The organism is Micropruina sp., from assembly GCF_027492755.1.
Classification (GTDB): Bacteria; Actinomycetota; Actinomycetes; order Propionibacteriales; family Propionibacteriaceae; genus Micropruina.
Window position 1 is genome coordinate 18,112 of the sequence record NZ_JAPUED010000199.1, and the last position, 24,719, is coordinate 42,830.

A 24,719-nucleotide genomic window follows, 5' to 3' on the forward strand; every position below is an offset into this window, starting at 1 on the left:
GTGGTGCCTTCTCTCGGGTGTGGATCGCTGGTTCTGCCAGCAGTGGGGGTGACTGTCAGCGGGGCGCGACCAACTGGCCGCGGAGGTTCTCGATCTCGGCGGCGAAATCGTCGACCGAGTTGTAGTGCTTGTAGACCGACGCGAAGCGGAGGTACGCCACGGCGTCCAAGGTGCGCAGCGGGCCGAGGATCGCCAGGCCGACATCGTCGGCGGGAATCTCGGCCTGCCCGCTGGCCCGCAGCGCCTCTTCGACCTGCTGCCCGAGCCGAGCGAGATCTGCTTCCGAGACCGGCCTGCCCTTGCACGCCTTCCGGACGCCCGTCACGACCTTCTCGCGCGAGAAGGGTTCGACCACACCGGAACGCTTGACGACGACGAGCTGCATCTGCTCAAGAGTGGTGAACCGACGCTCGCAGGACGGGCATTGGCGCCTGCGGCGAATCGCCGCTCCGTCTTCGGCAACCCGCGAGTCGAGGACGCGCGAATCGGTGTGGCGGCAGTATGGGCAATGCACGAGCATCGACCCCCTTCGTCTTCATCGCTGAATCGCCCTGTGGAGCGTTGTGTGTACTGGCTGTGGAGAACCCTGTGGACGAGACCACAATCTGTGGACAAAACACAGCTCTGTAACTACTACATATAGACGATATGTCGCTCGCCACCACAACGCAACCGCGCCCGGCGTGTCGTCCGGAGATGGTTCGAAACCGTCGCTCTGCGGACTTCACGACCCACCACCGCGGCCGCAGGCTCGGACGAAACCGCTTCACTTCCGGGCGCGGACCCTCCCGACAGTGCCCACCAGATCCAGCGGACACTCGAAACCCGGAAGCACTGGCGCGGCGCCGCCCTCAGCCCAGCCGGCTCACCGCAGGCGACTGCGGGAGACCGGCCTCATTCGGCACCGCCATGAAACCGGCGACCAGCGTGAAGACCCCCGCCGCAACCGCACCGAGGAACACCGTCATCACCACGGCCAGACCTCGCCGGGTGAGCTGCAGGCCCTGCCCCACGGCGATCGCCACCGGCTCGGACACCCGGGCGCGCACCAGCGGCGCGACCCCGCCGGCCGGGCGACCGCCCGGTGCTCCGGGATGGTTCGGACGCGCGATCGGCGCCCGCGTCTGCGGGACATGCCGCCACCGCGGCCGGGCGGTCGTCGGGGTGATCACCATCTCCTCAACCAGTACCGCACTCATCTCGCACTCCCTTCCTCGAACATACGTTCGATGGTCATTCTTACCCGCGACCGGCGCGGGCGCAACCCTTATTCGTACTGTTGTTCCCGATCGTTCGATCGATACCGATGAGTCAACACGGCCCCACTGACAGTTTTCGAAGACTCGCTCCGAGCATCTTTCGCAACCCCGCCCACGCCTGCTGCGACCGCCCCACCGCTCCAGCCCGACGCACGCAGGATGGCTGCCGACAACTTCGGCGACACGCTCGAACAGACGTATGAATGGCGCGCGTCGTGACCTACTCTGTGCCCATGGCTGGCAGGAATCCGTTCGACAAGACACCGCGGCGTGGCCGCCCACCCAAGCAACCGCCGAAGATGAGCGTGGGGCGCCCCAGCAACGCTGAGGTGGCCCAGCAGCTTGAGATGGCCAAGATCACTCAGCTTCCCGACGGGCCCGCCGACGTCGAGGGCCTCACCCCTCGGCAGCGGCGCATCCTGGAGTTGATTCACCTGGCGGTGAGCACCCGGGGCTACCCGCCGACGATCCGCGAGATCGGCGAGGCGGCGGGGCTGGCGTCGCCGTCCAGCGTGTCGCACCAGTTGCGCGCACTCGAGGCGAAGGGCTACCTGCGCCGCGACCCGAACCGCCCCCGCGCGATGGAGGTGCGACTGCCCGAATCACTGGCGAAGGCCGAACCGGCAGCCGCGCCCGAGGATGAGGTCGTCGACGTCACGGGCATCGGCGACGCGCTGCCCGAGGCGGTGAACGTGCCTGTCGTCGGCCGGATCGCGGCCGGCGGTCCGATCCTGGCCGAAGAGCGCGTGGAAGACGTCTTCCCGCTACCCAAGCAGCTGGTCGGTGAGGGCACTCTGTTCCTGCTCGAGGTCAAGGGCGATTCGATGATCGAGGCCGCGATCTGCGACGGCGACTTCGTGGTGGTGCGGCAGCAGCCGTCCGCCAACAACGGTGACATCGTGGCAGCATTGCTCGAAGACGAGGCGACGGTGAAGACCTTCAAGCGCACCGACGGGCAGGTGTGGCTGCTGCCGCACAACCCCGCGTACTCGCCCATCGACGGCAATCAGGCTTCCATCCTGGGCAAGGTGGTTGCGGTCCTGCGCCGGGTCTGAGCAAGCTCGGCGCGGGCACCACGAGCCGCGACTCCCTAGGAGGCCAGGCGTTCCCGCGGTCGGCGGGCAGCCGCATCCGGCTCACCGTCGGCCCGGTGCACCTCCGCCCAGATCGCATCCAGGGAAAGTCCGAGGACTCCTGCGATGGCTGCGATGGTCGAGAATGCCGGGGTTGCGACCCGTCCGGACTCGATCTTGCGGAGGGTCTCGGGCGAGACGGCGGCATCCAGCGCGACCTCGAGCATGGAGCGCTCTCGCCGCGCCTTGCGCAGCAGCGAACCCAAGCGGCGTCCGCGCTCGATCTCGGCGGGACTCAGCGGCAACCGGACCATGTCCGCGATTCTAATACCGGTATAACATGGCCGGGATAGTTATTGGACTTCAGCCGGAAGAGGCAGCGCATGATCGAGATCCTGAGCCCGGCCCGGCTCACCCGGGCCAAAGCGACCGGAGCCATCGTGGCCAACACCCTGCAGGCATTGAAGGACCGCTGCACCGTCGGCACGAACCTGCTCGACATCGACCGGTGGGCCAAGGCGCTGATCCTGGGCGCGGGCGCGCAGTCGTGCTACGTCGACTACGCACCGTCGTTCGGACGCGGGCCGTTCGGTCACTACATCTGCACCGCCGTCAACGATGCCGTGCTGCACGGTTTGCCCCATGATCGGACGCTGGCCGACGGAGACCTGCTGACCCTCGATCTCGCGGTCTCCAAAGGCGGTGTCGCCGCGGACTCGGCGATCAGCTTCATCGTCGGCGAGTCGCGTCCGGCCGAGAGCGTGGCGCTGATCGATGCGACCCAGCGTGCGCTCAGTGCGGGGATCGCGGTGGCGGCTCCCGGTGCTCGGCTCGGTGACATCTCGCACGCCATCGGCGCCGTGCTCACCGAGGCCGGCTATCCGATCAACACCGACTTCGGCGGGCACGGCATCGGTTCGACGATGCACCAGGATCCGCATGTGCCGAACACCGGACGTTCCGGCCGCGGCTATCGGCTGCGGCCCGGCCTGTTGCTGGCGCTGGAACCGTGGGTGATGACGGACACGGCAGAACTGGTCACCGATGCCGACGGCTGGACGCTGCGCAGCGCGACCGGCTGCCGCACGGCACACAGCGAGCACACCATCGCGATCACCACGACCGGTGCAGAGATCATGACCCTGCCGACGATGTCATAAGGGGCACGTAATGAGGTTTCGACAAGCTCAACCACCGTCGATCGAGCTTGTCGAGATCCCTGGCGAGGGTTTCGACAAGCTCAACCACCGGTGATCGACGAGGGAACTCAGCTCGTGGCGGTCCGAACGACCAGATAGCCGCGCAGCCGGTCCAGGGACGGCTGGAAGCCAGTGACGGTGAGGGTAACGCGGCCCAGCTTGATCTTCGATCCAGCCTTGACCGGCAGCAGCACGCCCGCCTCCCCCGGTTTGGACAGGCCCGGCCAATGCCGGAGCACCGCCGAGCGGGCGGTGAGCTCCACCAACGCCATTCGGTTCCCGGTGCCGATCCGGGCCGATGTCGCAGCGTCGTCCGGGCCCGCCGGGAGGTAGATCAGGCCGGCATCGGAGGCCGGTGACTCGACCTTGGTCAGCACCGGGTCGAAGCCGATCCTGGCCCGGCCGTAGGCGGGTGCCAGCCGGCTCACTGCCCAGCACTCACCGCCGATGAATGCCCGGTCACCGTCGCGCAGGCTCACCGTCGACCCGAAACCCGACTCGTCGCTGTCATCACGCCAGATGGAGACCTGATCGCCGTCCTCCAGCCGGTTGACGTAGCCGACGCGGGCGGAGCCGAGGGTGCCGACCGTCCCCTGCACGATGGTCAGGTACGGCTCCCGTCCGGTCGGCGATGTCGACGGTGACGGCGTCGGTTCGACAGGTCCCGTGCCACAACCGGCGGCGAGCAGCGCCACCGCGATACCCGAGCCTAGGGAGAGCAGGTCGCGGCGTCCGATCGAAGTCATGAGCCTCATTGTCGGACGCACCCGGCTCAGCTCGCCGTCCGAGTGTCCTGGAGTCGCCGCAGTGCCCCGATCGCGGTCTCCCGGTCGGTGGTCATCCAGAAGTCCGGCATGGATGCCCGCAGGTAGCTGCCGTAGCGGGCGGTGATCAGCCGCGGGTCGAGCACCGCCACCACGCCCTTGTCGCTGAGCCGACGGATCAGCCGTCCGGAGCCCTGGGCCAGCAACAACGCGGCATGGGTGGCTGCCACCGCCATGAACCCGTTGCCGCCCCGGTCGGCCACCGCGCGCTGCCTGGCCTGCATCAGCGGCTCGTCGGGACGCGGGAACGGAATCTTGTCGATGATCACCAGTTCGCAGGTGTCGCCGGGGACGTCGACGCCCTGCCACAGCGACAACGTGCCGAACAGACTGGTCTGCGGATTCGCCACGAAGGTGCGGGTGAGCTCGCCGAGTTGAGCATCCCCCTGACAGAGGATCTCCTGGTCGGGCAGCTCACGGCGGCAATAGGTCGCAGCAGCCTCGGCGGCGCGCTGTGAGGCGAACAACCCGAGGGTGCGGCCGCCGGCTGCCCAGACCAGTTCGGCCACCTCGGCGAGAGTGGCCGGAGCGATCCCTTCCCGGGTCGGCGGTGGCAGTGTTTTCGCCACGTAGAGAATTCCTTGGCGCCGGTAGTCGAAGGGAGAGCCGACGTCGAGCCCCCGCCAGCGGGGCCGCTCCGGTTCACCGTCGTCATCGTCTCCGTCCTCGCCGCGGTCGCGGGAGTACGGCTCGTTGAGGCCGACCGAGGCGGCGACCGCGTCGAAGTTGCCCCCGATCGACAGGGTGGCCGAGGTGAGCACCGCCGGATGCTTGGCGAAGATGCCCTCGCGCATCAGGCCGGCCACCGACAGCGGAGCCTGGTTCAGCTGCCGGCCGAACCGCTCCCGTTCGGACACCCAGATCACGTCGTGCGGCGCGAGAGCCGCCATCTGTTCGGCGATGTCGAAGACCTCTTTGGCTGCGGCGGCCGCCTGTTTGCGCTCGTTGTCGGAGTCGTCGCCGCCGGACATGCCGGAGACCACTCGGCGAGCCACATTGCGTACCAGCTGCAAGGTCTCGGCGAGCGGGCCTTCGGCGTCTTCGATGCGAGCCAGCGGCGCGTCGTCCAGGGCGGTCCGGAGCGCCTCGCCGGCGTCCAGGAACTCCAGGGCGACGTCGTCGTCGAGCCAGGGCAGGCAGCGGCGTCCGACCCGCTCGATCAGTTGTGGGCTGAGTTCGTGCGAGGCCGCGCCGGTGACCCGGCTGACCAGTTCGTGCGCCTCGTCGACGATCACCGCGTCGTGCTCGGGAAGGACGGTGCCGCCGTGCATCGCGTCGATCGCCAGCAGGGCGTGGTTGGTGACCACCAGCTGCGACGTCCGGGCCTGGTCGCGGGAGCGTTCGACGAAGCACTCCGAGCCGTAGGGGCAACGCTGGGCACCGAGACATTCGCGGACCGGGATCGACACCTGTGCCCAAGCCGGCCCGGTGTGGGTCGGGGCGTCGTCACGGTCGGCCGCGCCCTTGGACTCGGCCTGCTGCTCCACCCATTCACGCAGCGCCACCACTTCGGCACCGACCTTGGAGTTCGCGTCGGTCGCCACCGCCGTCAGCGCTTCGGCCAGTTCGCTGCCGCCGAGCAGGCTCTCCTGTTCGGAGCCGAGGCTGTCACGGACCCGGTACAGGCAGGCGTAGTTGGTGCGACCCTTCAGCACCGCATGGCTGACCCGCTTGCCGGTGACCCGCTTGCAGGCTTCCAAGGCGGCGGGAATGTCCTTATGGGCCAGCTGCGCTTGCAGGGCGAGGGTTGCGGTGGCGATCACGATCCGCTCGCTCGGCGACTGGACGAGGCGGGCCAGCGCCGGCGCCAGGTAGCCCAGCGACTTGCCGGTGCCGGTGCCGGCCTGGACGAGGAGGTGGTCTCCCCCGGCGAGCGTCTCGGCGACCGCGGACGCCATCTCGTGCTGGCCCGGACGCTGAGCGCCCGCGATGCCCTCGACCGCTGCGCCGAGGATCGCTTCGGTCAGGTCGGTCTCGGGCATTGGTTCAACTTACCGCCCGCGACCGACAGGCTCGATGAGCGACGGGCAGCCTGTGGAAATAGGTCTCGGCAAGCTCGATCCAGGGTTGGTCGAGCTTGCCGAGACCTCAACCTGGGCGCGTCGAACCGGGTTTCCGCGAGCTCAGGCAGTGATGGGTGCGTTGGTCAGCGACTCCTCAGCCGTCCGTCTCCGAACGACTCGCCTCGGTTTCGTCGGTCCGGACCACGATGACGTCGGAGACCGCGTTCCTCAGGACCTTCTCGGGCACGATGCCGAGCGTTCCGCCGTCGCGCGCACCCAAGCCTCGGTTGCCGACCACGACGAGCGTGTTCGTACTGACGGACGCGGCCTCCAGCAGCCCGTCGGCGACGTCCCCAGCATGGAGCACGGAATCGTAGGTGGTCACCCGATCGTGGTTCAGATCGTCGACCGTGCGTTGCAGCGCGTGACGCCCGGCATCAATGCCGGACAGCTCCGCTCGCGGCCCGGATGAGTCGCCCCGGTCGGGGTTGTAGACAGTGACGATCGTGAGCTTGGCACCGTTCCTACGAGCGATCGCCATGGCCTGGCGGACGCCGACGAGGGAGCTGTAGCTGCCGTCCGACCCCACGACGACACGGTCGTAGAACGACGTATCGCGGCCAGGTGCCCCGAGTGGGACGATCTCGGACTCGTCGGTGTTGCTCGGCGGCTTCACCCACAGCATGGCGAGGGCGGCAACCAGGAACAGCGCTCCGGCGAGCAGCATCGCGTTGGTGGCCTTGCTGTCGAGCAGATGTTCGAAGATCCAGCCGAAGGTCAGCGTCTGGATCAGCATCGGCACCACGATCATCATGTTCAGCACGCCCATGTAGACCCCGGAGCGACGGGCCGGCACCATGCTGGCGACCATCAGATACGGAACACCCACCGCGCTGGCCCAGAAGATGCCCATACCGATCATCGGCAGAATCGACAGCCACTGCACGGTGATGGTGGAGAGCCAGACCAGGCTGAGTCCGCCCAAGGCCAGCGCCGCGGCATGGACCACCCGCCCGCCGAACTTCACCACAACCGGCAGCATCACCAGTGCGACCAGCATCGTCACCAGGTTGTAGCTGCCGTTGAGCAGACCGGTCCAGCCTGCCGCCTGCTGGAACTCCTCCTTCTGATCGGGGGTGACGCCGAACACCGACTCGCCCACGCTGAGCGAGATGAACTGCCAGTAGATGAACATGGCGTACCACTGGAAAAGGAACACGAATCCGATCTTGTGCATGGCGACCGGCATGCTCTTGACCGCCGAGCCGAGGTCCTTGACGACTGCACCCAGACCACCGGGCGAGTTCGCGATCTCGTCGAGCTCCCACTGCGGAGGCCGTAGCTCGTTCGTCTTCGACATGGCGAAGCCGACCGTTCCCGCGATACACACCACACCGAGAAAGAAGCACACGTAGGCCCAGTAGGGAATGCCGTTCGGGGCCAGCTGCGGCAGCGCCATCTGGAACGCGAAGATGGAGAAGTTGGAGAGCACGGCACCGGCACCGGTGAACATGCTCTGCACCAGGAAGCCTCTAGCCAGCTGGTTCCTGGGCAGCCGGTCGGAGATGAAGGCGCGATAGGGCTCCATCGCCGTGTTGTTGCCGGCGTCCAGCAGCCACAGCCCGAGAACACCCAGCCAGAGCAGGGAGACGAACGGAAAGAGGGCCAGGATCACCACGCACAACAGCGAGCCGGCAAGGATGAACGGCTTGCGCCGTCCCCAGCGGTCACTCCACGTCCGATCGCTGAGCGCACCGATCAGCGGCTGGATGAGCAGGCCCGTCATCGGACCGGCGAGGTTCAGGATCGGCAACTCCTCCGGACTCGCGCCCATCGCGCTGAAGAGTGGGCTCATCGCGGTCTGGGTCATGCCGAAGCTGAACTGGATGCCGAAGAACCCCATGTTCATCATGAGGATGCTGCGCGGCGTCATCATCGGTTTGTGATGGATGACCTCTTCGGCATCCTGTACACGATCAACTGTCGCAGTGGACATGGAACTCCTTTGTTCAGAAGGCGGACGAGCCGCCGGTTCTTTCATCACTCGACCGAATGCGGCAGCGCAGACATCGAGTTGCCTCGGGACGAAGGCAGGCGAACGCCCAAGAGGTCTTCAGGTGGAGACGACGTGGATCGAAAGCGGGTGCGCGGCGGCGCACCCAGAGCAACCGTCGGCCCGGACGCCGACCGTCAGATCACACGGTCGATACGGGAGCCGGCCGGCGTCGGCCGGCTCCCGCTGACAGAACGCGCCTACAGCGCGTGGGCGCTCAGGCCCCGGCGGGCTCCCTCTTCCCGAGCCGGACCTTCTTGACCGAACGTTCCGATTCGAGGTCGGTGTCGCTGAAGCCGAAGAAGTAGGTGAGTGCGAAGGAGACCACCAATGCCGAGATCGAGGCCACCAGATAGCCGGTCAGGCTGTGGTCCATGCCGGCCGGATTCACGAACGACGGGAATCCGACGAATGCGCCCGTGAAGCCGTACATGTTGACATCGAACAGTCCGGTCAACAGGCCACCGACGGCGCCGCCGATCGAGGCCATGATGAACACCCGTCCATATTTGAGGTTGAGGCCGTACATGGCGGGCTCCGTGATTCCGCAGAAGGCCGAAATGGTGGCGGGTCCGGCCAACGTCTTGATCTTCTGGCTCTTGGTCTTCAGCCAGATGGCCAGCGCACCGCCACCCTGGGCGATCATCGTCGCCGACACGATCGCGTTCAGTGGTGACGAGCCGTCCGTGGCGATCTGGGCCGCGATCAGCGGAATGACCGCCCAGTGCAGGCCGAAGATCACCAGGCACTGGTAGAGGCCGCCGATCAACAGCCCGGCGATCGGGTAGTTGAGGTTCAGGATGCCGTTGATCCCGTTGGCGATGCCGCCCGAAAGGAACATGATGATCGGGCCGAACAGCACCAGCACCAGCGTGGAGACGACGAAGACCTCGATCAGCGGGGCGAAGATCATCCGCAGGACCGCCGGAATGTACTTCTTCAGCAGGGGCTCGATCCGGGCGGCCAGCCACGCGGCAACGATGACCGGGAAGATCGAGTACGCGTAGGCATTCCCTTGCGGCAGTGCGATCGGAATGCCGAAGAAGTCGCCGTTGAAGACGGTGGCTCCGATCTGGGCGACCACCTGATAGTTGGGGTCGGACGGGTCGGACATCGTCACCACCGACGGGAAGACCAGGACGCCGCCGATGATGGCCACGATGATCGGATCCGATCCGAGCCGGCGGGCCGCGGTGAAGCCGATGATGATCGGCAGGAAGTAGAACATCGATGAGGACATGGCATCGATGAAGGTGAAGGTATGACTGTCGGCCTGCACGACGTTGAACTGGGTGAGCAGCGCCAAGATTCCTTTGAGGATGCCGGACGCCGCCAACAGCCCGATGACCGGGATCATCGAGCCGGTGATCACCCCGATCAAAGAGCTGAATCCGAACTTCACCCAGCCCACGAGGGTGGTGGGCCGCTCGACCGGCTCGGCATCGGCCACCTCGGCGCCCGTGCTGCCGATGACACGATTGACGGCCTCGTAGACGTCGCCGACGGCCGCCCCGATCACCACCTGGTATTGACCGCCCGCCTTGATCACGTCGATGACGCCGTCCAGGTTGGCGACCAGGTCATCGTTGGCCAGCGATTCGTCCTTCAGGTAGAACCGCACCCGCGTGATGCAGTGCAGCACGCTCTTGATGTTCTCGCGGCCGCCGATGCCGTCGACGATGTCATAGGCGAGCGCGTCGAAACCGGTGGCCGACGCCCGCGCGGGGTCGATCGCCGGCTTCGCCGCCTGGACGTCGGGGCTCGGCGGCGCCGTAGCAGCCGCCGCCTCGGGAACGGCCACCGTCGCCACTCCGCTTCCGGCCGTGACGTGACCGGCAGCTACGCCCAGTTCGCCGCCTCGCATCGCCAGGTTGGTGAAGATCACCATGGTGGTGGTGTCCTTGCCTGCGGTCTGGACTGCCTCCCGGTCCATCCTGCCGATCGGCTGGCCGGCCTCGACGACGTCTCCTTGGGAGATCGTCAGCGTGAACGGCACGCCCTCCAGCTCGACGGTGTCGATACCCATATGGACGAGGATCTCGATGCCGGTGGAGGTCATCATGCCGAAGGCGTGCCCGGTGTGGGCCACCATCGCGATGGTGCCGGAGGCCGGCGCGACGACCTCGTCCTGGTCGGGCACGATCGCCAACCCGTCCCCCATCGCTTTGGAGGCGAACATCGCGTCCGGCACCTCGGTCAAGTCGAGGATGACCCCGGACAGCGGTGCGACGATCTCTGTGGTGGTACTGACTGTTTCGGAATTCGACATTGAATATCTCCTATTCGCTGGAACCGGCAAGGATCGCTAGCGCTTCATACGGACCTAGTTCAATCCGATCTGCATTGCGCAGTTCGGTCCTGTTGTAATTCGAGATGAGGATGTCGCCATTGGCGAACTCGTGCGGCAACTGCACCCATGTGGACTCACCAAAGAAGTTCGTCAACACCAACAGCGAGCGTTCGCCGTGACGGCGCAGGTAGCCGAACACTTGCTGATGATCCGCTTCGTACGACTCGACGCCGCCTTCGGCGATGATTGGATGATCCTTCCGCAACTGGATCAATTCGCGATAGTACGGCAGGATGCGGCCACCCGCCTCTTCGGCTGCGACATTGACCACATCGTGATTGGTGGGCCGTAGCCACGGCGTGCCGTGAGTGAAACCAGCATTCTCGGTCGCGTTCCATTGCATCGGCGTCCGAGCATTGTCGCGCGCCTTCGAATGAACGATATCGAACGCGTCGGCAGCTGCGACTCCGCCCCGCACCAGTTCGGCGTAGGCGTTGATCGCCTCCACGTCCACATAGTCATCGATCGAGTCGTAGTCCGGGTCAGTCATACCGATTTCTTCACCCATATACACATACGGCGTGCCACGGAGCAGGTGAATCGCGGTTGCGAGCATCGTCGCCGACTCGACACGGAATCGACCTGGGTCGCCGAACCGATCGATCGCTCGGGGTTGGTCGTGGTTGTTCCAGAAGAGTGCGTTCCAACCGTTGCCGGCCTGCATCCGCAGCGCCCAGTCCATGAGCAGGCGCTTCAGCTCGATGAAGTCGAAGGGCACCCTCGTCCATTTCTGGCCGTCGCCGTAGTCGACCTTCAAATGGTGGAAGTTGAAGACCATGGAAAGGGCACCCAACTGTGGGTGGGAGTATTCGATGCATCGCTCGATCGTCGTGGAAGACATCTCGCCAACCGTGACACAGTCGCCCGCCCGCCCGTACGAGGCCGCGGCCAGTTCGCGTAGATATCCCACGACGGTCTCGCCGTCGGTGTACATCAAGCGGCAGTCGGTCCCCGCAGGCGCCGGCGGCAGCTCCCACGGCTTGCCGATCAGGTTGATCACGTCGAAGCGGAACCCCCGCACACCCTTTCCCTGCCAGAAGTCGACGACGTCCGCCATCTCCTGACGCACTCGAGGGTTGTGCCAGTTCAGATCCGCCTGCGTCCGATCGAAGAGGTGCAGGTAGTAGAGATCGGTGTCGCCGAATCGGTCCCAGGCCGGGCCGCCGAATTTTGACACCCAATTGTTCGGCAGGCCACCGTCAGCCGCCGCCGGCCTCAGGTAGTAGTAGTCCTGATATTCTTGCTCACCGGCCAGCGCTCGCCTGAACCACTCATGGTCGGTCGATGTGTGATTGAGGACCATGTCCAGCATCACACCAACACCTTCCGCGTCGAGCGCAGTGACGAGTTCCTCAAAATCAGCCATTGTGCCCATCGCCGGGTCAATGGCGTAGTAGTCGGATATGTCGTATCCGTTATCTCGCTGCGGCGAGGGAAAGAATGGATTGAACCACACCATGTCAACGCCCAGCGATGCGATGTACGGGATCTTCTCGATCACGCCACGCAGATCGCCGACACCATTTCCGGTGGAGTCGAAGAAGGATTTCGGATAAATTTGGTAGACGACGCTACGATGAAAGTCAGCGTGACCGGCGGGGAAACTCACCGTCACACGGTAGAGCCGGGCGCAAAGGCGAGGGAAGTAGGCGGGCCGGGTCTTGCGTAACCGTTGCGAGATTGCGCGCAAAGCCTCAGACTCCGGGACGCGAAAGCGTTGCCAGTCGCCTCCGACGCACCGCGTCCATCACGTCACGACGCTGGAGCTTTGGGACTCGAGGCTTAGCCCTGGGTCTGCCGAGCCGTCGATTCCCGCACGATCAACCGCGTCGGCAACGTGATCGCCTCCGGTTTGAGCGTGCGAGCGAGTAGCTGCAACGTCATCGTGGCGGCGAGCTGCCCCTGCTGCCGGGCCGGCTGGGCAATGGTGGTCAGGTGTACCAGCTCCGCCACCGGATGATTGTCAACGCCGATGATCGCCAGGTCATCCGGTATCCGTACGCCGGCGCGCCGGAAGACCGACATCATCCCGGCGGCCATCTCGTCGGAACAGACAACGAGCGCCTCCGGCAGCTGATCGCTCGCGAGCAACTGCTGTGCCGCCGCCCGCCCCGAGTCGGGACCGAACGGCACCTGAATCCGCCACGAGGAGTCCAGACCTGCCCGGCTCATGCTGGCGACGAAGCCCTCGCCGCGCAGCCGAGACGCATTGCCCGGGGTTCCCTCATGGTCTGTGTACGACGCGTACGCGATGCCGCGGTAACCGGTGTTGATCAGGTAGTTCGTCGCTTGCCTGCCCACGGAGACATCGTCGATGCCGACACTGGGCAAGCCCATGACGACGGACCCGGCGACAACGACCGGAACCCCGATAGCGGCCAGCTGCTCGACCGGCATGCCTCGAGGCATGGGCACGAGAACGATCACGTCGGTGTATTTGGCCACGCCCGCCGAGCCGAAGATGCGGGCACGCTCGGTGCCAGAGAAGCCCTGATAGACCGACAAGGACGCGCCGGCCGGTGTCAGCACGTCGTGCAGGCCCGCCAGTATCGAGCCGAAGACCCACCTGTCCGGCTCTGGAATGACCGCGGTGATCCGGGCTCGCGCCGGGTCCACCCGACGATCGGACCGGGCGGCCGGGTCGGCAAGGTAGCCCATGGATAGCGCTATCTCAAGGATCTGGGCGCGCTTCGCCGGAGAGACGCCCGCCGCACCGCTGAGCGCCCGCGAGACGGTCGAGACTGCGACGCCCGCGGCAACGGCGATCTCGGCCATACCGACCGACTGCTGCTTGCCTGGTTCCATGATGCGCTGAGCATATAGCGGTGCGCTGCGGGTTGCGCGTCACCGGTGGGGCCACGCACCGTCCGTTCGCCCCGCCCGTGGCCGATGCCCGAGCGGAGCCAAAACACCTTGTGAGCGCGGCTATGTGCATTCCATCGAATTGTCGCCGCGGGCGGCTCGGGCTCGCGGTGAGACTCACCACCCCTATTCGACGATGTCCGTCGTTGTTATGGCGTTGTCCGAATACACCGATGAGCGAATCGCTCGCACACAGAAATCAGTGCCTGCGCTCGATCGACAACCGGTAACGGCGATTCACTCACGGGTGAACGGTGCAAGCTCGCCCGCCAACCCGCGGTTCACCCGTGCGGTGACCGCGGTGCCGTCTGCGGTGTGTTCCAGGGTCATGATCTCGCCGCTGGTGTGGATCTTGTCGATCAGGTCGCCGCGCGCGTAGGGAACCAGAGCGTTGACCTCGACCGCCGGGCGAGGCAGCCGCTCCTCCACCCGCCGGGTGAGATCGTCGATCCCCTCACCGGTGCGGGCCGACACGAAGACGGCGTCCGGGTAGCGGGTGCGCAGACCCGCCAGGGTCGTTGCGTCCGCTCGATCGATCTTGTTGATCACCAGTTGCTCGGCGACGTTCCCGGCGCCGATCTCGGCGAGCACGGTGCGTACGGCCTTGATCTGCCCCTCCGGGTCGGGATCGGAGCCGTCCACCACGTGCAGCAGCAGATCGGCCAGCACCGACTCCTCCAGGGTGGAGCGGAACGCCTCGACCAGGTCGTGCGGCAGGTGCCGGACGAAGCCGACGGTGTCGGTCAGCGTGTAGACCCGGCCGTCGGTGCTCTCAGCGCGCCGGGTGGTGGGGTCCAGGGTGGCGAACAGGGCGTTCTCGACCAGTACGCCGGCACCGGTGAGCCGGTTCAGCAGCGACGACTTGCCGGCGTTGGTGTAGCCCACGATGGCCACCGACGGGATCTCGTTGCGCTGCCGCTCCTGACGTTTGGTGGCGCGCACCTCGTCCATCTCGCGCAGCCGCTTGCGCAGCACCGAGATGCGGGTACGGATCCGGCGGCGATCGGTCTCGATCTTGGTCTCACCGGGGCCGCGGCCGCCGATGCCGGCACCGCCGGCGGCGCGTCCACCGGCCTGCCGGGACAGGTTGCCGCCCCAGCCGCGCAGCCGCTGCCGCAGGTACTGCAACTGGGCCAGCTCGACCTGTGCCTTGCCCTCGGCGCTCTTGGCGTGCTGGGCGAAGATGTCCAGGATCAGCGCGGTGCGGTCGATCACCTTGACCCCGACCCGGTCCTCCAGGTTGCGCAGCTGGGCGGGCTCGAGCTCGCCGTCGCAGATCACCGTGTCGGCGCCGGTGGCGATCACCACCTCGCGCAGTTCGTCCACCTTGCCGCGTCCGATGAAGGTCGCGGGGTCGGGATGGCTGCGACGCTGGACGAGTGCCTCCAGCACCTCCGAGCCAGCGGTTTCGGCGAGCAGTTTGAGCTCGGCCACCGAGTTCTCGGCATCCGTGACGGTACCGGTCGCCCAGACGCTGACCAGCACCACCCGTTCCAGCTGAAGATCGCGGTACTCGACCTCGGTGATGTCGGCCAGCTGGGTGGACATGCCGGCGACCCGGCGCAGCGACAGCCGCTCGGCCAGGTCGAGTTGATCACCGTCGAAGTCGCCGATCTCGGGATCGTCGGCGTCGTCGTAGCTCGGATGCGTCACAGGTTCACTGTGCCACGCGCGACGATGACCGCGGGACCCGTCAGCCGCGCACCGGCCGGATCGAGATCGACGAGCAGCGAGCCGCCGGGAGGATCGACCCGCCAGGTGCCGGACGCCTCACCCGCGGCGGTCGCGGATGCAACGGCCGCCGCCACCGTGCCCGTGCCGCAGGAGAAGGTCTCCCCCACGCCGCGCTCCCAGACCCGCATCCGGACGTGGTGGTCGCCGACCGGCTCGACGAACTCGACGTTGGCCCGGTGGGGAAACACCTCGGCCGGATAGCCCGGCTCGCGAGTCAGGTCGAGCGTATCCAGCCCACCCGAGGACAGCAGGACGGCGGCGTGCGGGTTGCCCACGTCGACCGCACGGCCCTGGAAGACCTGCTCGCCGACGGTGACCGGCACCTGGTCCGGGGCGACTCTCGGAACTCCCATGCCGATCCGGATCTGGTCGCCGTCCAGGAACTCACCGTGCCGGACGCCGGCGCGAGTGACGATGTCGATCGGGCGATCGTCGATCAGGCCCTCGGTGAGCAGGTAGCGCAGGAAGACCCGCAGCCCGTTGCCGCACATCTCGGCGATGGAGGCGTCGGCGTTGCGGTAGTCCATGAACCAGGTATCGCCATGCTGCTGGTAGCCGGGCACATGGCGGGCACGCACGGCGCGCAACGTGCCGTCGCCGCCGATGCCGGCCCGGCGATCGCAGAGGAACCGGATCTGCTCGTCGGTCAGGTCCAGAACGCCGTCGGGGTCGCTGAAGCACACGAAGTCGTTGAGCGTTCCGTGTCCCTTGGCGAAGGCGAGCATGGCTGAATTCAATCAGACGTCGGCGACGATGGCCTCGGCCAGTCCGGGGGCGTCCGCGGCGAGCCAGTTGATCCGCGGATCACGGCGGAACCAGCCGAGTTGCTTACGGGCGAATCTGCGGGTCCCGGCGACGGTCTGCCGCTTCGCCTCCTCCTCGCTGATCTCGCCGTCCAGGTACGCCAGCACCTGCCGGTAGCCCAGCGCCCGGGACGCCGTCCGACCCTGTCGCAGGCCGCGCTCGACCAACGCGCGCACCTCGGCGAGCAGCCCGTCGGCCCACATCTGCTGCACGCGCTGCTCAATACGCTCGTCCAGGACGTCGCGAGGCAGTTCGAGACCCCATTGCCACACACCGTCGAGGGCGTAGCGCCATTCCGGCAGGGTCGCCCGCCAGGAACCGGTCAGTTCGATCACTTCCAGCGCACGGACGATGCGGCGTCCGTTGCCCGGGAGGATGTCGGCGGCGGCATCGGGCGAGAGTTCCGCCAGTCGCCGGTGCATTTCTTCGGCTCCGAACACGGCCAGTTCGTCCTCGAGTCGTTGCCGCACGGCCGGATCAGTGCCCGGGAACTCGAAATCGTCGAGGATCGCGTGCACGTACAACGCCGAACCGCCGACCAGAATCGGCACCACTCCACGGGCCCGGCAGTCGGCGATCGCCGTCCGTGCCAGTTGCTGGAAGGTGGCGACGCTGGCGGTCTGGTCGACGTCCATGATGTCGACCAGGTGATGGGTGATGCCGGCGCGCTCGGTCGCGGTGGGCTTGGCGGTGCCGATGTCCATACCGCGATACACCAGCATCGAGTCGGCGTTGACGATCTCCGCCGCCCGGCCACGTTCGCCGAGCAGCTGTGCGACCCGGACCGCCAGCGCCGTCTTTCCGCTTGCGGTAGGGCCGTTCAGGACGATCAGGGGCGGCGTCAGCACGCCGCTCATTGTGCCTCAGAGGTGCGCTCGACACCCGCCCCGCGGGTAGCGGAAAGAAATGATCAATCGGCGAAAACCGACCGAAGCTTGCGCCACCCTCTTGGCATCGTCGTCCCGGCGAGGTAAGAATGGGCACGGAGCCGGACACGATCCGGGTGGGCGACAGAGAGGAGGCCGAATGGACTTCGTCGAGAAGGTCAAAGGAGCCGTAGCCGGCCACGAAGATCAGATCGAAGGCGCCATCGACCAGGTGGGTGACTTCGTCGATTCGAAGACAGACGGCAAGTACGCGGCCCAAGTCGATCAGGCTCAGGATTTCCTCAAAGATCAGGTCCGGAAGTCATAGGCACTCCGGAGTATTCCGTTGAGTTGATCGACTGATCTTTCGTACGAATAAGCAAACGATTCGGTGGGGTCGGGCATTCGCCCGGCCCCACCGTCCTTTTCCCGACGTGAGTTTCCCATGCTCGACAGGCATGCACAGCATGCAGGGAAAGTCTTTGACGGCATAGCCGACCCCGGCCAGCCTGGTGACTGACAGCCTGATTGATCCAGGCGTCGGCATCGACAGCCGTGTTCACCCAACGAAGAGAGGATTCGGTGGCCGAGGTGAAGGTTCTGCACAACATCATCGCGGGCGAGGCCCGCCAGGCAGCGTCCGGAGAGACCCTGGAGATCGTCAATCCGGCGACGGGCCAGGCGTACGCCACGGCACCACTGTCCGGTCCCGAGGACGTCGACGCCGCGTTCAGCGCGGCGGGCGACGCGTTCGAGAAGTGGCGCTGGAGCACCCCGAGTGAACGACAGGCGGCGCTGCTCGCCTTCGCGGACGCCATTGAGGCCGGCGCCGACGAACTGGTCGACATCGAGTGCGAGAACACCGGCAAACCCAAGAACCTGACGGCCTCGGAAGAGATCGGCCCGATGGTCGACCAGGTGCGGTTCTTCGCCGGCGCCGCCCGGGTGCTGGACGGCCGGGCGCAGGGCGAGTACATGCGCGGCTTCACCTCGTCGGTGCGACGCGAGCCGATCGGTCCGGTCGGCCAGGTGGCGCCCTGGAACTACCCGATGATGATGGCCATCTGGAAGCTGGCCCCCGCACTGGCGGCCGGCAACACGGTGGTGCTCAAGCCGTCCGACACCACCCCGGCATCGTCGATCTGGCTGGCCGAGAAGCTGGCCGACATCCTGCCGACCGGCGTGGTGAACGTGGTCTGCGGTGACCGGGCGACCGGTGCCACCCTGACCGCGCATCCGATCCCCCGGATGGTGTCGATCACCGGCTCGACCCGGGCCGGCATGGCGGTCGCGACCGCGGCGGCGTCCGATCTGAAGGTGACCCACCTGGAACTCGGCGGCAAGGCCCCGGTGGTGGTCTTCGACGACGTCGACCTGGAATCGGCGATCGAAGGCATCTCGGTGGCCGGGCTGTTCAACGCCGGCCAGGACTGCACCGCCGCGACCCGGGTGCTGTGCCAGGCGGGCGTGTACGACGAGTTCGTCGCCGAGTTGGCGAAGGCGGCCGCGGCGACCCGCACCGGCTTCGATCCGGCCGACGAGGACATCCTCTACGGGGCGATCAACAATCCTCGCCAGTTGAGCCATGTCTCGGGCCTGGTCGAGCGCGCGCCGTCGCATGCCCGGGTGGTGACCGGCGGACGCCAGGTCGATCGGGACGGCTACTTCTACGAGCCGACCGTGGTCGCCGATCTGCAGCAGGACGACGAGCTGATCCGTACCGAGATCTTCGGGCCGGTGCTCACCGTGCAGAAGTTCGGCGACGAGGACGAGGCGGTCGCGCTGGCCAACGACACCGTGTACGGACTGGCCTCGTCGGTGTGGACGTCGAACACCGGGACGGCGGCCCGGCTGGCGATGCGGCTCGACTTCGGCTGCGTGTGGGTCAACACCCACATTCCGCTGGTCGCCGAGATGCCGCACGGCGGCTTCAAGCACTCCGGGCACGGCAAGGACCTGTCGATGTACAGCCTTGAGGACTACACCCGGATCAAGCACGTGATGCAGTACCACGGCTTCGAGGGCTGAGTCAGCTGGCCGGCGCTCAGGCCGGGGTGTACCGCTCGCGGACGAAGCGGCGCAGGCGTCCGGCCACCGCGGCGATCTGACGCGCGCCGTGGTGGTGCGGCTGCCAGGCGGCATGCAGCACGATCTGCAACGCCTCCCCGGCGGAGGTGCGGATCGCGAGCTGGCGGAGCCCGTAGCGCGGGTCGTCCGACACGACCGCCACCCCGCGTCCGGCGGCGGCGACCGCTTGGGCCACATGCGAGGTGCTGAACTCGGCCAGCCGGACGGGCAGCCCGGCGCGTTCGGCGGCCGCATCGAAGGCCCGCCTGGCATGACTGTCGGGGGTGGGCACCAGCAGTTCGTGGGCGAGCAGTTCGTCGAGCAGCACCTCGACCCGGCCGGCGAGCGGATGATCGGGGCGTACATAGGCGCTCACCGGGAGCGCGGCGACCCTCATGCCCGCCAGTGTCTCGGGCGGCGGCCGGGTGCCGATCACCAGGTCGGCGCCGCGATCCAGATCGCCGTACTCGTCCGCGGCGTTCAGCGCCTGCACCCGGGGCATCGGATCCTCGGCCCCCCAGGTCGCGAAGAAGGGCGCCACCACATCGTTCAAGGTGACCGGAGGCGCGGCCACGGTCAGTGTCGGCAGTCCCCCGGCCCTGATCTGCGCGGCGGCCGCGCGGGTCGCCTCGGCCCGCACCAGCAACTCCCGCGCGGCCGGCAGGAACTGGCGCCCCGCCGGGGCGAGCACGAGGCGTCCGTCACGGCGGGTGAACAGCTCGAGGCCGAGTTCCTTCTCCAGCTGCCGCAACTGGCGTGACAGCGAGGGCTGGGTGACATGGGTGATCTGGGTCGCCGCGCTCACCGACCCGGCGTCCGCCACCGCCACGAAGTAGCCGATCGTCCGCAGCTCCATCCTGTATCTCCTCCGCTCGCCGCCCCGGTGACCGGGAGAACCGTCCCCGGTAACCGCGGGGACGGTTCCTTTTGGGTCACCATATGCCTGCCCGGCATACGTTGGTTAGAAAACTAGTATTCGACAGCATGTTTGCGGCAGCCGAGGATGGGGGAAGATCAACAAGAGGAGTAGCCATGACCGTCGAGCAACGTCGCGCGCTGGTCACCGCCGTACCGGGGCCGAAGTCGCTGGAGTTGGCGGCCCGGAAGGCGGCCAGCGTGGCCAATGGGGTCGGCACGATCCTGCCGGCCTACATCGTCGAGGCCGGCGGCGGCATCGTCGTGGACGCCGACGGCAACCAGCTGATCGACTTCGGCTCGGGCATCGCCGTCACCACGGTCGGCAACGCCGCCCCCGCGGTGGTCCGGCGGGTGACCGAGGCCGTCCAGCGGTTCACCCACACCTGCTTCATGGTCAACCCCTACGAGGGCTACGTCGAGGTCGCCGAGCAGCTGGCCGAGCTCACCCCCGGTGACCACCCGAAGAAGTCCGCGCTGTTCAACTCCGGCGCCGAAGCCGTCGAGAACGCGATCAAGATCGCCCGCGTCGCCACCGGGCGCAGCGCCGTGGTCTGCTTCGATCACGCCTACCACGGCCGCACCAACCTGACCATGGCGCTGACCGCGAAGGACATGCCCTACAAGCACGGCTTCGGGCCGTTCGCGTCCGACATCTACCGGGTGCCGATGGCCTATCCGTACCGCTGGCCCGGCGACCCGGACGCGGTCGCCGAGGAGGCGTTCGCCCAGTTCGAATCACTGGTGCACGTGCAGGTCGGCGAGGACCAGGTGGCCGCGGTGATCATCGAACCGATCCAGGGTGAGGGCGGGTTCATCGTGCCGCCGGAAGGCTTCCTGCCCCGGCTCGCCCAGTGGTGTCGTGACAACGGCGCGGTGTTCATCGCCGATGAGATCCAGTCCGGCTTCTGCCGCACCGGCGACTGGTTCGCCTGCGACCATGAGGGCGTCGTCCCCGATTTGATCACCACCGCCAAGGGCATCGCCGGCGGGCTGCCGCTGGCCGCCGTCACCGGCCGCGCCGAGCTGATGGACGCGGTCCACGCCGGCGGCCTGGGCGGCACCTACGGCGGCAACCCGGTCGCCTGCGCCGCCGCGCTGGGCGCCATCGAAGAGATGCGCAGCAACGACCTGAACGCCCGGGCTCGCGAGATCGAGGCGATCTTCCGTACCCGGCTCGGCCAGCTGGCCGCGCGCCACCCGCAGATCGGCGATATTCGCGGACGAGGCGCGATGATGGCGGTCGAGCTGGTGCTGCCCGGCACCAAACAGCCCGACGCCGCACTCACCGGCGCGGTGGCCAAGGCCTGCCACGCCAAGGGCCTGGTGGTGCTGACCGCCGGCTCGTTCGGCAACGTGTTCCGTTTCCTGCCCCCGTTGAGCATCTCGGACGAGCTGCTGCACGAGGGCCTCGACCTGATCGACGACGCATTCGCGGAGGTGCTGCATGACTGACATCACGCCGTTCTGGCTGGCCGGCGAGCCGACATTCGGCGAAGGCTCGCTGGACGTCCATTCCCCCTACTCGGGCGACCTGGTCGGACGCGTCTCGCTGGCGACGTCCGACCAGATCGAGCAGGCGATCGCGGCCGCGGACGCCGTCCAGGCCGAACTGCTGGGGCTGCCGGCGCACGTCCGGGCCAAGGCGCTGGACCACATCTCGGCCCGGATCGGCCAGCGGGCCGAGGAGTTCGCGGCGCTGATCACCGCCGAGAACGGCAAGCCGCTGATGTGGTCCAGGGGCGAGGTGAGCCGGGCGGTCTCGACCTTCCGCTGGGCCGCCGAGGAGGCCCGCCGCTGGTCGGGCGAGTTGCAGCGACTCGACACCGATCCCAACGCGACCGGACGGCTGGGTATCACCCGGCGCTTCCCGCGCGGACCGGTGCTCGGCATTGCGCCGTTCAACTTCCCGCTCAATCTGGTCGCCCACAAGGTGGCTCCGGCGATCGCCGTCGGCGCGCCGGTGCTGATCAAGCCGGCGTCCGCGACGCCGTTGACCGCACTGCTGCTGGCCGAGATCGTCGCCGAGACCGAGCTGCCGAAGGCCTCGCTGAGCGTGCTGCCGATCCGCGGCGGCCAGATGGACGCGGTGAACACCGACCCGCGGCTGCCGGTGATCTCGCTGACCGGCAGCGACGAGGTCGGCGACCGGATCCGTCAAGCGGCGCCGCAGAAGCAGGTCATCCTCGAACTCGGCGGCGACGCCGCGGTGATGGTCGAACCGGATTGGCCCGACCTGAGGGGCGCCGCCGAGCGGATCGCGCTGTTCGGCAACTACCAGGCCGGGCAGTCCTGCATCAGCGTGCAGCGGGTGCTGGTGCATGCCGACGTCTACGACGCCTTCGTACCGCTGCTCACCGAGGCGGTGCAGGCACTGCGGACCGGAGACCCGAACGATCCCGCCACCCAGGTCGGCCCGATGATCGACGAGCAGAACGCGCAACGGATCACCGAGTGGATCGAAGAGGCCACCCGGGCCGGTGCCACCCTGCACACCGGCGGCGGACGGCAGGGCACCCAGGTCGAGCCCGCCCTGCTCAGCGAGGTGCCCGCGTCCACCTCGCTGGGGTCGAAGGAGGCCTTCGCACCGGTGATGACCGTGATCCGCTACAGCGACCTCGACGAGGGATTCCGGATCGTCAACGGCAGCCGCTACGGCCTCCAGGCCGGCATCTTCACCACCAAGGTGGACGTCGCGTTCCGGGCGCATCGCGAGTTGGTGGTCGGCGGCGTGATCGTCGGCGACGTGCCCAGCTTCCGTGCCGACCAGATGCCCTACGGCGGCTGGAAGGCGTCCGGCACCGGACGCGAAGGCGTGGCGTCGGCGATGGTCGACCTGACCGACGAGCGCATCCTGGTGCTCACCGGGCTCGCGCTGTAGCGGCTCCGCGCGTCACCGGGTCGGCGGGTGCGAGAGGGTCAGTGCCGCTGCTCGTTACCGACTTGGCCCGGGCTATGCACCGCAGCCTTCTGATGCGATAGTCCGGCGGCGACCGAACAGGCGGACCGGGCCAGGCGGGGCAACCCGGGGCTCGGGTCGTGACGGAGGCGGCAGGCTCAGCCGGCGGCGACGGTGGCGCGCTTCGGCAGGCCCAGCCCGATCAGCTTCTTCTGCGGGGTGTGCCGGGCGTCCCAGGCGTCCCCGCCCCGGGTGCGGCGCAGATTTGTGATGCCGCCGTCGGCGACCAGGTGGTGCGGAGCGGCGTAGCTGATCTCGACCGTTCCGATGTCGCCCGGACGCGGCCGCTCGGCTCCCTCAGCGATGGCCACGTGGACCAGTCGGTTGTCCCGGGCTCGGCCCGACACGCGCGCGGTGGCAGCGTCCTTACGGCCCTCACCTGCCGCGAACAGCACCTCCACCGGGGTACCGACCAGCTTCTTGTTCTCGTCCCAGGCCAGATCGCCGACCAGCTCGATCAGCCGCTCGTAGCGCTCCTGGACGACCCGTTTGGGGATCTGGTCCGGCATGGTGGCCGCGGGCGTTCCGGGGCGGATCGAGTACTGGAAGGTGAACGCGGCGGCGAACCGGGACGCCTCGACCACCCGCAGGGTCTCGGCGAAGTCCTCCTCGGTCTCGCCGGGGAAGCCGACGATGATGTCGGTGGTGATCGCGGCCTGCGGCATCGCAGCCCGCACCCGCTCGATGATGCCCAGGTAGCGCTCCGAGCGGTAGGACCGGCGCATCGCGCGAAGGACCTTGTCAGAACCCGATTGCAGGGGCATGTGCAGGCTGGGCATGACGTTGGGGGTCTCGGCCATCGCGGCGATCACGTCATCGGTGAAAGCGGCCGGGTGCGGCGAGGTGAACCGGACCCGCTCCAGGCCGTCGATGGTGCCGCAGGCCCGCAGCAGCTTGCCGAAGGCGAGTCGGTCGCCGAATTCGACGCCGTAGGAGTTCACGTTCTGGCCGAGCAGCGTGATCTCCTGGACGCCCTCGTCGACCAGTGCGTGGATCTCGGCCAGGATGTCGCCCGGACGCCGATCGGTCTCCTTGCCGCGCAACTGCGGGACGATGCAGAACGTGCAGGTGTTGTTGCAGCCGACGCTGATCGACACCCACGCCGAATACGGCGACTCGCGCCGGGTCGGCAGCGCCGATGGAAACGCTTCGAGCGCCTCGACGATCTCGACCTGGGCCTCCTGCTCGATCCGGGCCCGCTCGAGCAGGATCGGCAGCTTGCCGACGTTGTGGGTGCCGAAGACGACATCCACCCAGGGCGCCTTGGCGACGATGGTGTCGCGGTCCTTCTGGGCCATGCAGCCACCCACCGCGATCTGCATGCCGGGATGACCGGCCTTCACCGGTGCCAGGTGACCCAGGTTGCCGTACAGCCGGTTGTCGGCGTTCTCACGCACCGCGCAGGTGTTGAAGACGACCACGTCGGCCTGTTCGCCCTCGACGTGCGGGATGTAGCCGGCTTCTTCCAAGAGTCCGGCGATTCTCTCGGAGTCGTGGACGTTCATCTGGCAGCCGTACGTCACGACTTCATAGGTGCGGGTTTCTGCGGTGGTGGTCATCTCGAAGCGAGAGCTTACCGGCTTGAGCGGGGCCTGCTTCCGGCCCCGGTTCGTTGACGCGTCGGTCGAGCCCGGCACACAAGGCAACCTACGGCTGCCAGATGAACCTGCATGATCACTGGTCCGCCAAGTACCTCCCGGGAGTCAGACCGGTCACCGCCCGGAAGTCGTGAGTGAAATGTGCCTGATCGG

At 67.4% G+C, this 24,719-nt stretch carries 20 protein-coding genes; 6 read left to right on the forward strand and 14 right to left on the reverse strand.

The genetic code is table 11. The features are described 5' to 3' along the window. Positions 1–55: 55 nt before the first annotated feature. The gene (nrdR, locus tag Q0066_RS13710; protein WP_298133856.1) at positions 56–514 is read right to left on the reverse strand and encodes a transcriptional regulator NrdR; all 459 of its coding nucleotides are present in this window, start codon (positions 512–514) and stop codon (positions 56–58) included. Between the two features lie 337 nt (positions 515–851). Then, positions 852–1,199, reverse strand: a complete 348-nt coding sequence (locus Q0066_RS13715) for a hypothetical protein (RefSeq protein WP_298133821.1) — start codon at positions 1,197–1,199, stop codon at positions 852–854. A 407-nt stretch (positions 1,200–1,606) separates the two neighbouring features. Here Q0066_RS13715 and lexA point away from each other — a divergent pair, with 407 nt between their 5' ends. Further along, positions 1,607–2,314 (forward strand): transcriptional repressor LexA, encoded by a 708-nt coding sequence (gene lexA / locus Q0066_RS13720; protein WP_298133857.1) that lies wholly within the window; start codon positions 1,607–1,609, stop codon positions 2,312–2,314. 35 nt (positions 2,315–2,349) lie between these two features. Here lexA and Q0066_RS13725 read toward each other — a convergent pair whose 3' ends face one another. After that, positions 2,350–2,646: a helix-turn-helix transcriptional regulator gene (locus Q0066_RS13725; protein ID WP_298133823.1), complete on the reverse strand. Its 297-nt coding sequence runs from the start codon at positions 2,644–2,646 to the stop codon at positions 2,350–2,352. 69 nt (positions 2,647–2,715) lie between these two features. On the opposite strand from Q0066_RS13725, the gene map reads away from it, so the two are divergent. Next, entirely contained in the window at positions 2,716–3,492 is a 777-nt protein-coding gene (map, locus tag Q0066_RS13730) for a type I methionyl aminopeptidase (RefSeq protein WP_298133825.1), read from the forward strand. Positions 3,493–3,599: 107 nt separating this feature from the next. On the opposite strand, the gene Q0066_RS13735 is transcribed toward map, so the two are convergent. The 9 genes from Q0066_RS13735 to miaA form a co-directional block, all read right to left on the reverse strand. After that, on the reverse strand, positions 3,600–4,277 hold the full coding sequence (locus tag Q0066_RS13735; RefSeq protein ID WP_298133827.1) for a hypothetical protein: 678 nt from the start codon (positions 4,275–4,277) through the stop codon (positions 3,600–3,602). Positions 4,278–4,303: 26 nt separating this feature from the next. Then, the gene (locus tag Q0066_RS13740) at positions 4,304–6,337 is read right to left on the reverse strand and encodes an ATP-dependent DNA helicase (RefSeq protein ID WP_298133829.1); all 2,034 of its coding nucleotides are present in this window, start codon (positions 6,335–6,337) and stop codon (positions 4,304–4,306) included. A gap of 175 nt (positions 6,338–6,512) precedes the next feature. Next, positions 6,513–8,354, reverse strand: a complete 1,842-nt coding sequence (locus Q0066_RS13745) for an MFS transporter (protein ID WP_298133831.1) — start codon at positions 8,352–8,354, stop codon at positions 6,513–6,515. 274 nt (positions 8,355–8,628) lie between these two features. Continuing rightward, positions 8,629–10,680: a PTS glucose transporter subunit IIABC gene (locus Q0066_RS13750; protein ID WP_298133833.1), complete on the reverse strand. Its 2,052-nt coding sequence runs from the start codon at positions 10,678–10,680 to the stop codon at positions 8,629–8,631. A 10-nt stretch (positions 10,681–10,690) separates the two neighbouring features. Further along, entirely contained in the window at positions 10,691–12,370 is a 1,680-nt protein-coding gene (gene treC / locus Q0066_RS13755; protein WP_298133835.1) for an alpha,alpha-phosphotrehalase, read from the reverse strand. Positions 12,371–12,543: 173 nt separating this feature from the next. Beyond that, positions 12,544–13,566 carry a LacI family DNA-binding transcriptional regulator gene (locus Q0066_RS13760; protein ID WP_298133837.1) on the reverse strand — a complete coding sequence of 341 codons (1,023 nt, stop codon included), beginning with the start codon at positions 13,564–13,566 and terminating at the stop codon, positions 12,544–12,546. A gap of 294 nt (positions 13,567–13,860) precedes the next feature. After that, the gene (hflX, locus tag Q0066_RS13765) at positions 13,861–15,276 is read right to left on the reverse strand and encodes a GTPase HflX (protein WP_298133839.1); all 1,416 of its coding nucleotides are present in this window, start codon (positions 15,274–15,276) and stop codon (positions 13,861–13,863) included. Then, positions 15,273–16,082: a diaminopimelate epimerase gene (gene dapF, locus Q0066_RS13770; protein WP_298133841.1), complete on the reverse strand. Its 810-nt coding sequence runs from the start codon at positions 16,080–16,082 to the stop codon at positions 15,273–15,275. The genes hflX and dapF overlap by 4 nt, the downstream gene beginning before the upstream one ends. Positions 16,083–16,094: 12 nt before the next feature. Beyond that, the gene (gene miaA / locus Q0066_RS13775; RefSeq protein WP_298133843.1) at positions 16,095–17,018 is read right to left on the reverse strand and encodes a tRNA (adenosine(37)-N6)-dimethylallyltransferase MiaA; all 924 of its coding nucleotides are present in this window, start codon (positions 17,016–17,018) and stop codon (positions 16,095–16,097) included. 169 nt (positions 17,019–17,187) lie between these two features. Here miaA and Q0066_RS13780 point away from each other — a divergent pair, with 169 nt between their 5' ends. Together Q0066_RS13780 and Q0066_RS13785 are read left to right on the forward strand one after the other, a co-directional pair. Further along, positions 17,188–17,355: an antitoxin gene (locus Q0066_RS13780; protein WP_298133844.1), complete on the forward strand. Its 168-nt coding sequence runs from the start codon at positions 17,188–17,190 to the stop codon at positions 17,353–17,355. A 254-nt stretch (positions 17,356–17,609) separates the two neighbouring features. Then, entirely contained in the window at positions 17,610–19,055 is a 1,446-nt protein-coding gene (locus Q0066_RS13785; RefSeq protein ID WP_298133846.1) for a gamma-aminobutyraldehyde dehydrogenase, read from the forward strand. Between the two features lie 16 nt (positions 19,056–19,071). On the opposite strand, the gene Q0066_RS13790 is transcribed toward Q0066_RS13785, so the two are convergent. Beyond that, positions 19,072–19,950 (reverse strand): LysR family transcriptional regulator, encoded by an 879-nt coding sequence (locus Q0066_RS13790; protein WP_298133849.1) that lies wholly within the window; start codon positions 19,948–19,950, stop codon positions 19,072–19,074. A gap of 176 nt (positions 19,951–20,126) precedes the next feature. Between Q0066_RS13790 and gabT the strand changes: the two genes are divergently transcribed. Both gabT and Q0066_RS13800 read left to right on the forward strand, forming a co-directional pair. Further along, positions 20,127–21,464, forward strand: coding sequence for a 4-aminobutyrate--2-oxoglutarate transaminase (gene gabT / locus Q0066_RS13795; RefSeq protein WP_298133851.1), 1,338 nt, complete (start codon positions 20,127–20,129; stop codon positions 21,462–21,464). Continuing rightward, the gene (locus tag Q0066_RS13800; RefSeq protein ID WP_298133853.1) at positions 21,457–22,890 is read left to right on the forward strand and encodes an aldehyde dehydrogenase family protein; all 1,434 of its coding nucleotides are present in this window, start codon (positions 21,457–21,459) and stop codon (positions 22,888–22,890) included. Before gabT ends, Q0066_RS13800 begins: the two co-directional genes overlap by 8 nt. A 176-nt stretch (positions 22,891–23,066) precedes the next feature. Here Q0066_RS13800 and miaB read toward each other — a convergent pair whose 3' ends face one another. Continuing rightward, complete coding sequence (gene miaB / locus Q0066_RS13805) at positions 23,067–24,527, reverse strand: tRNA (N6-isopentenyl adenosine(37)-C2)-methylthiotransferase MiaB (RefSeq protein WP_298133854.1); 1,461 nt, start codon at positions 24,525–24,527, stop codon at positions 23,067–23,069. Positions 24,528–24,719 lie beyond the last annotated feature (192 nt).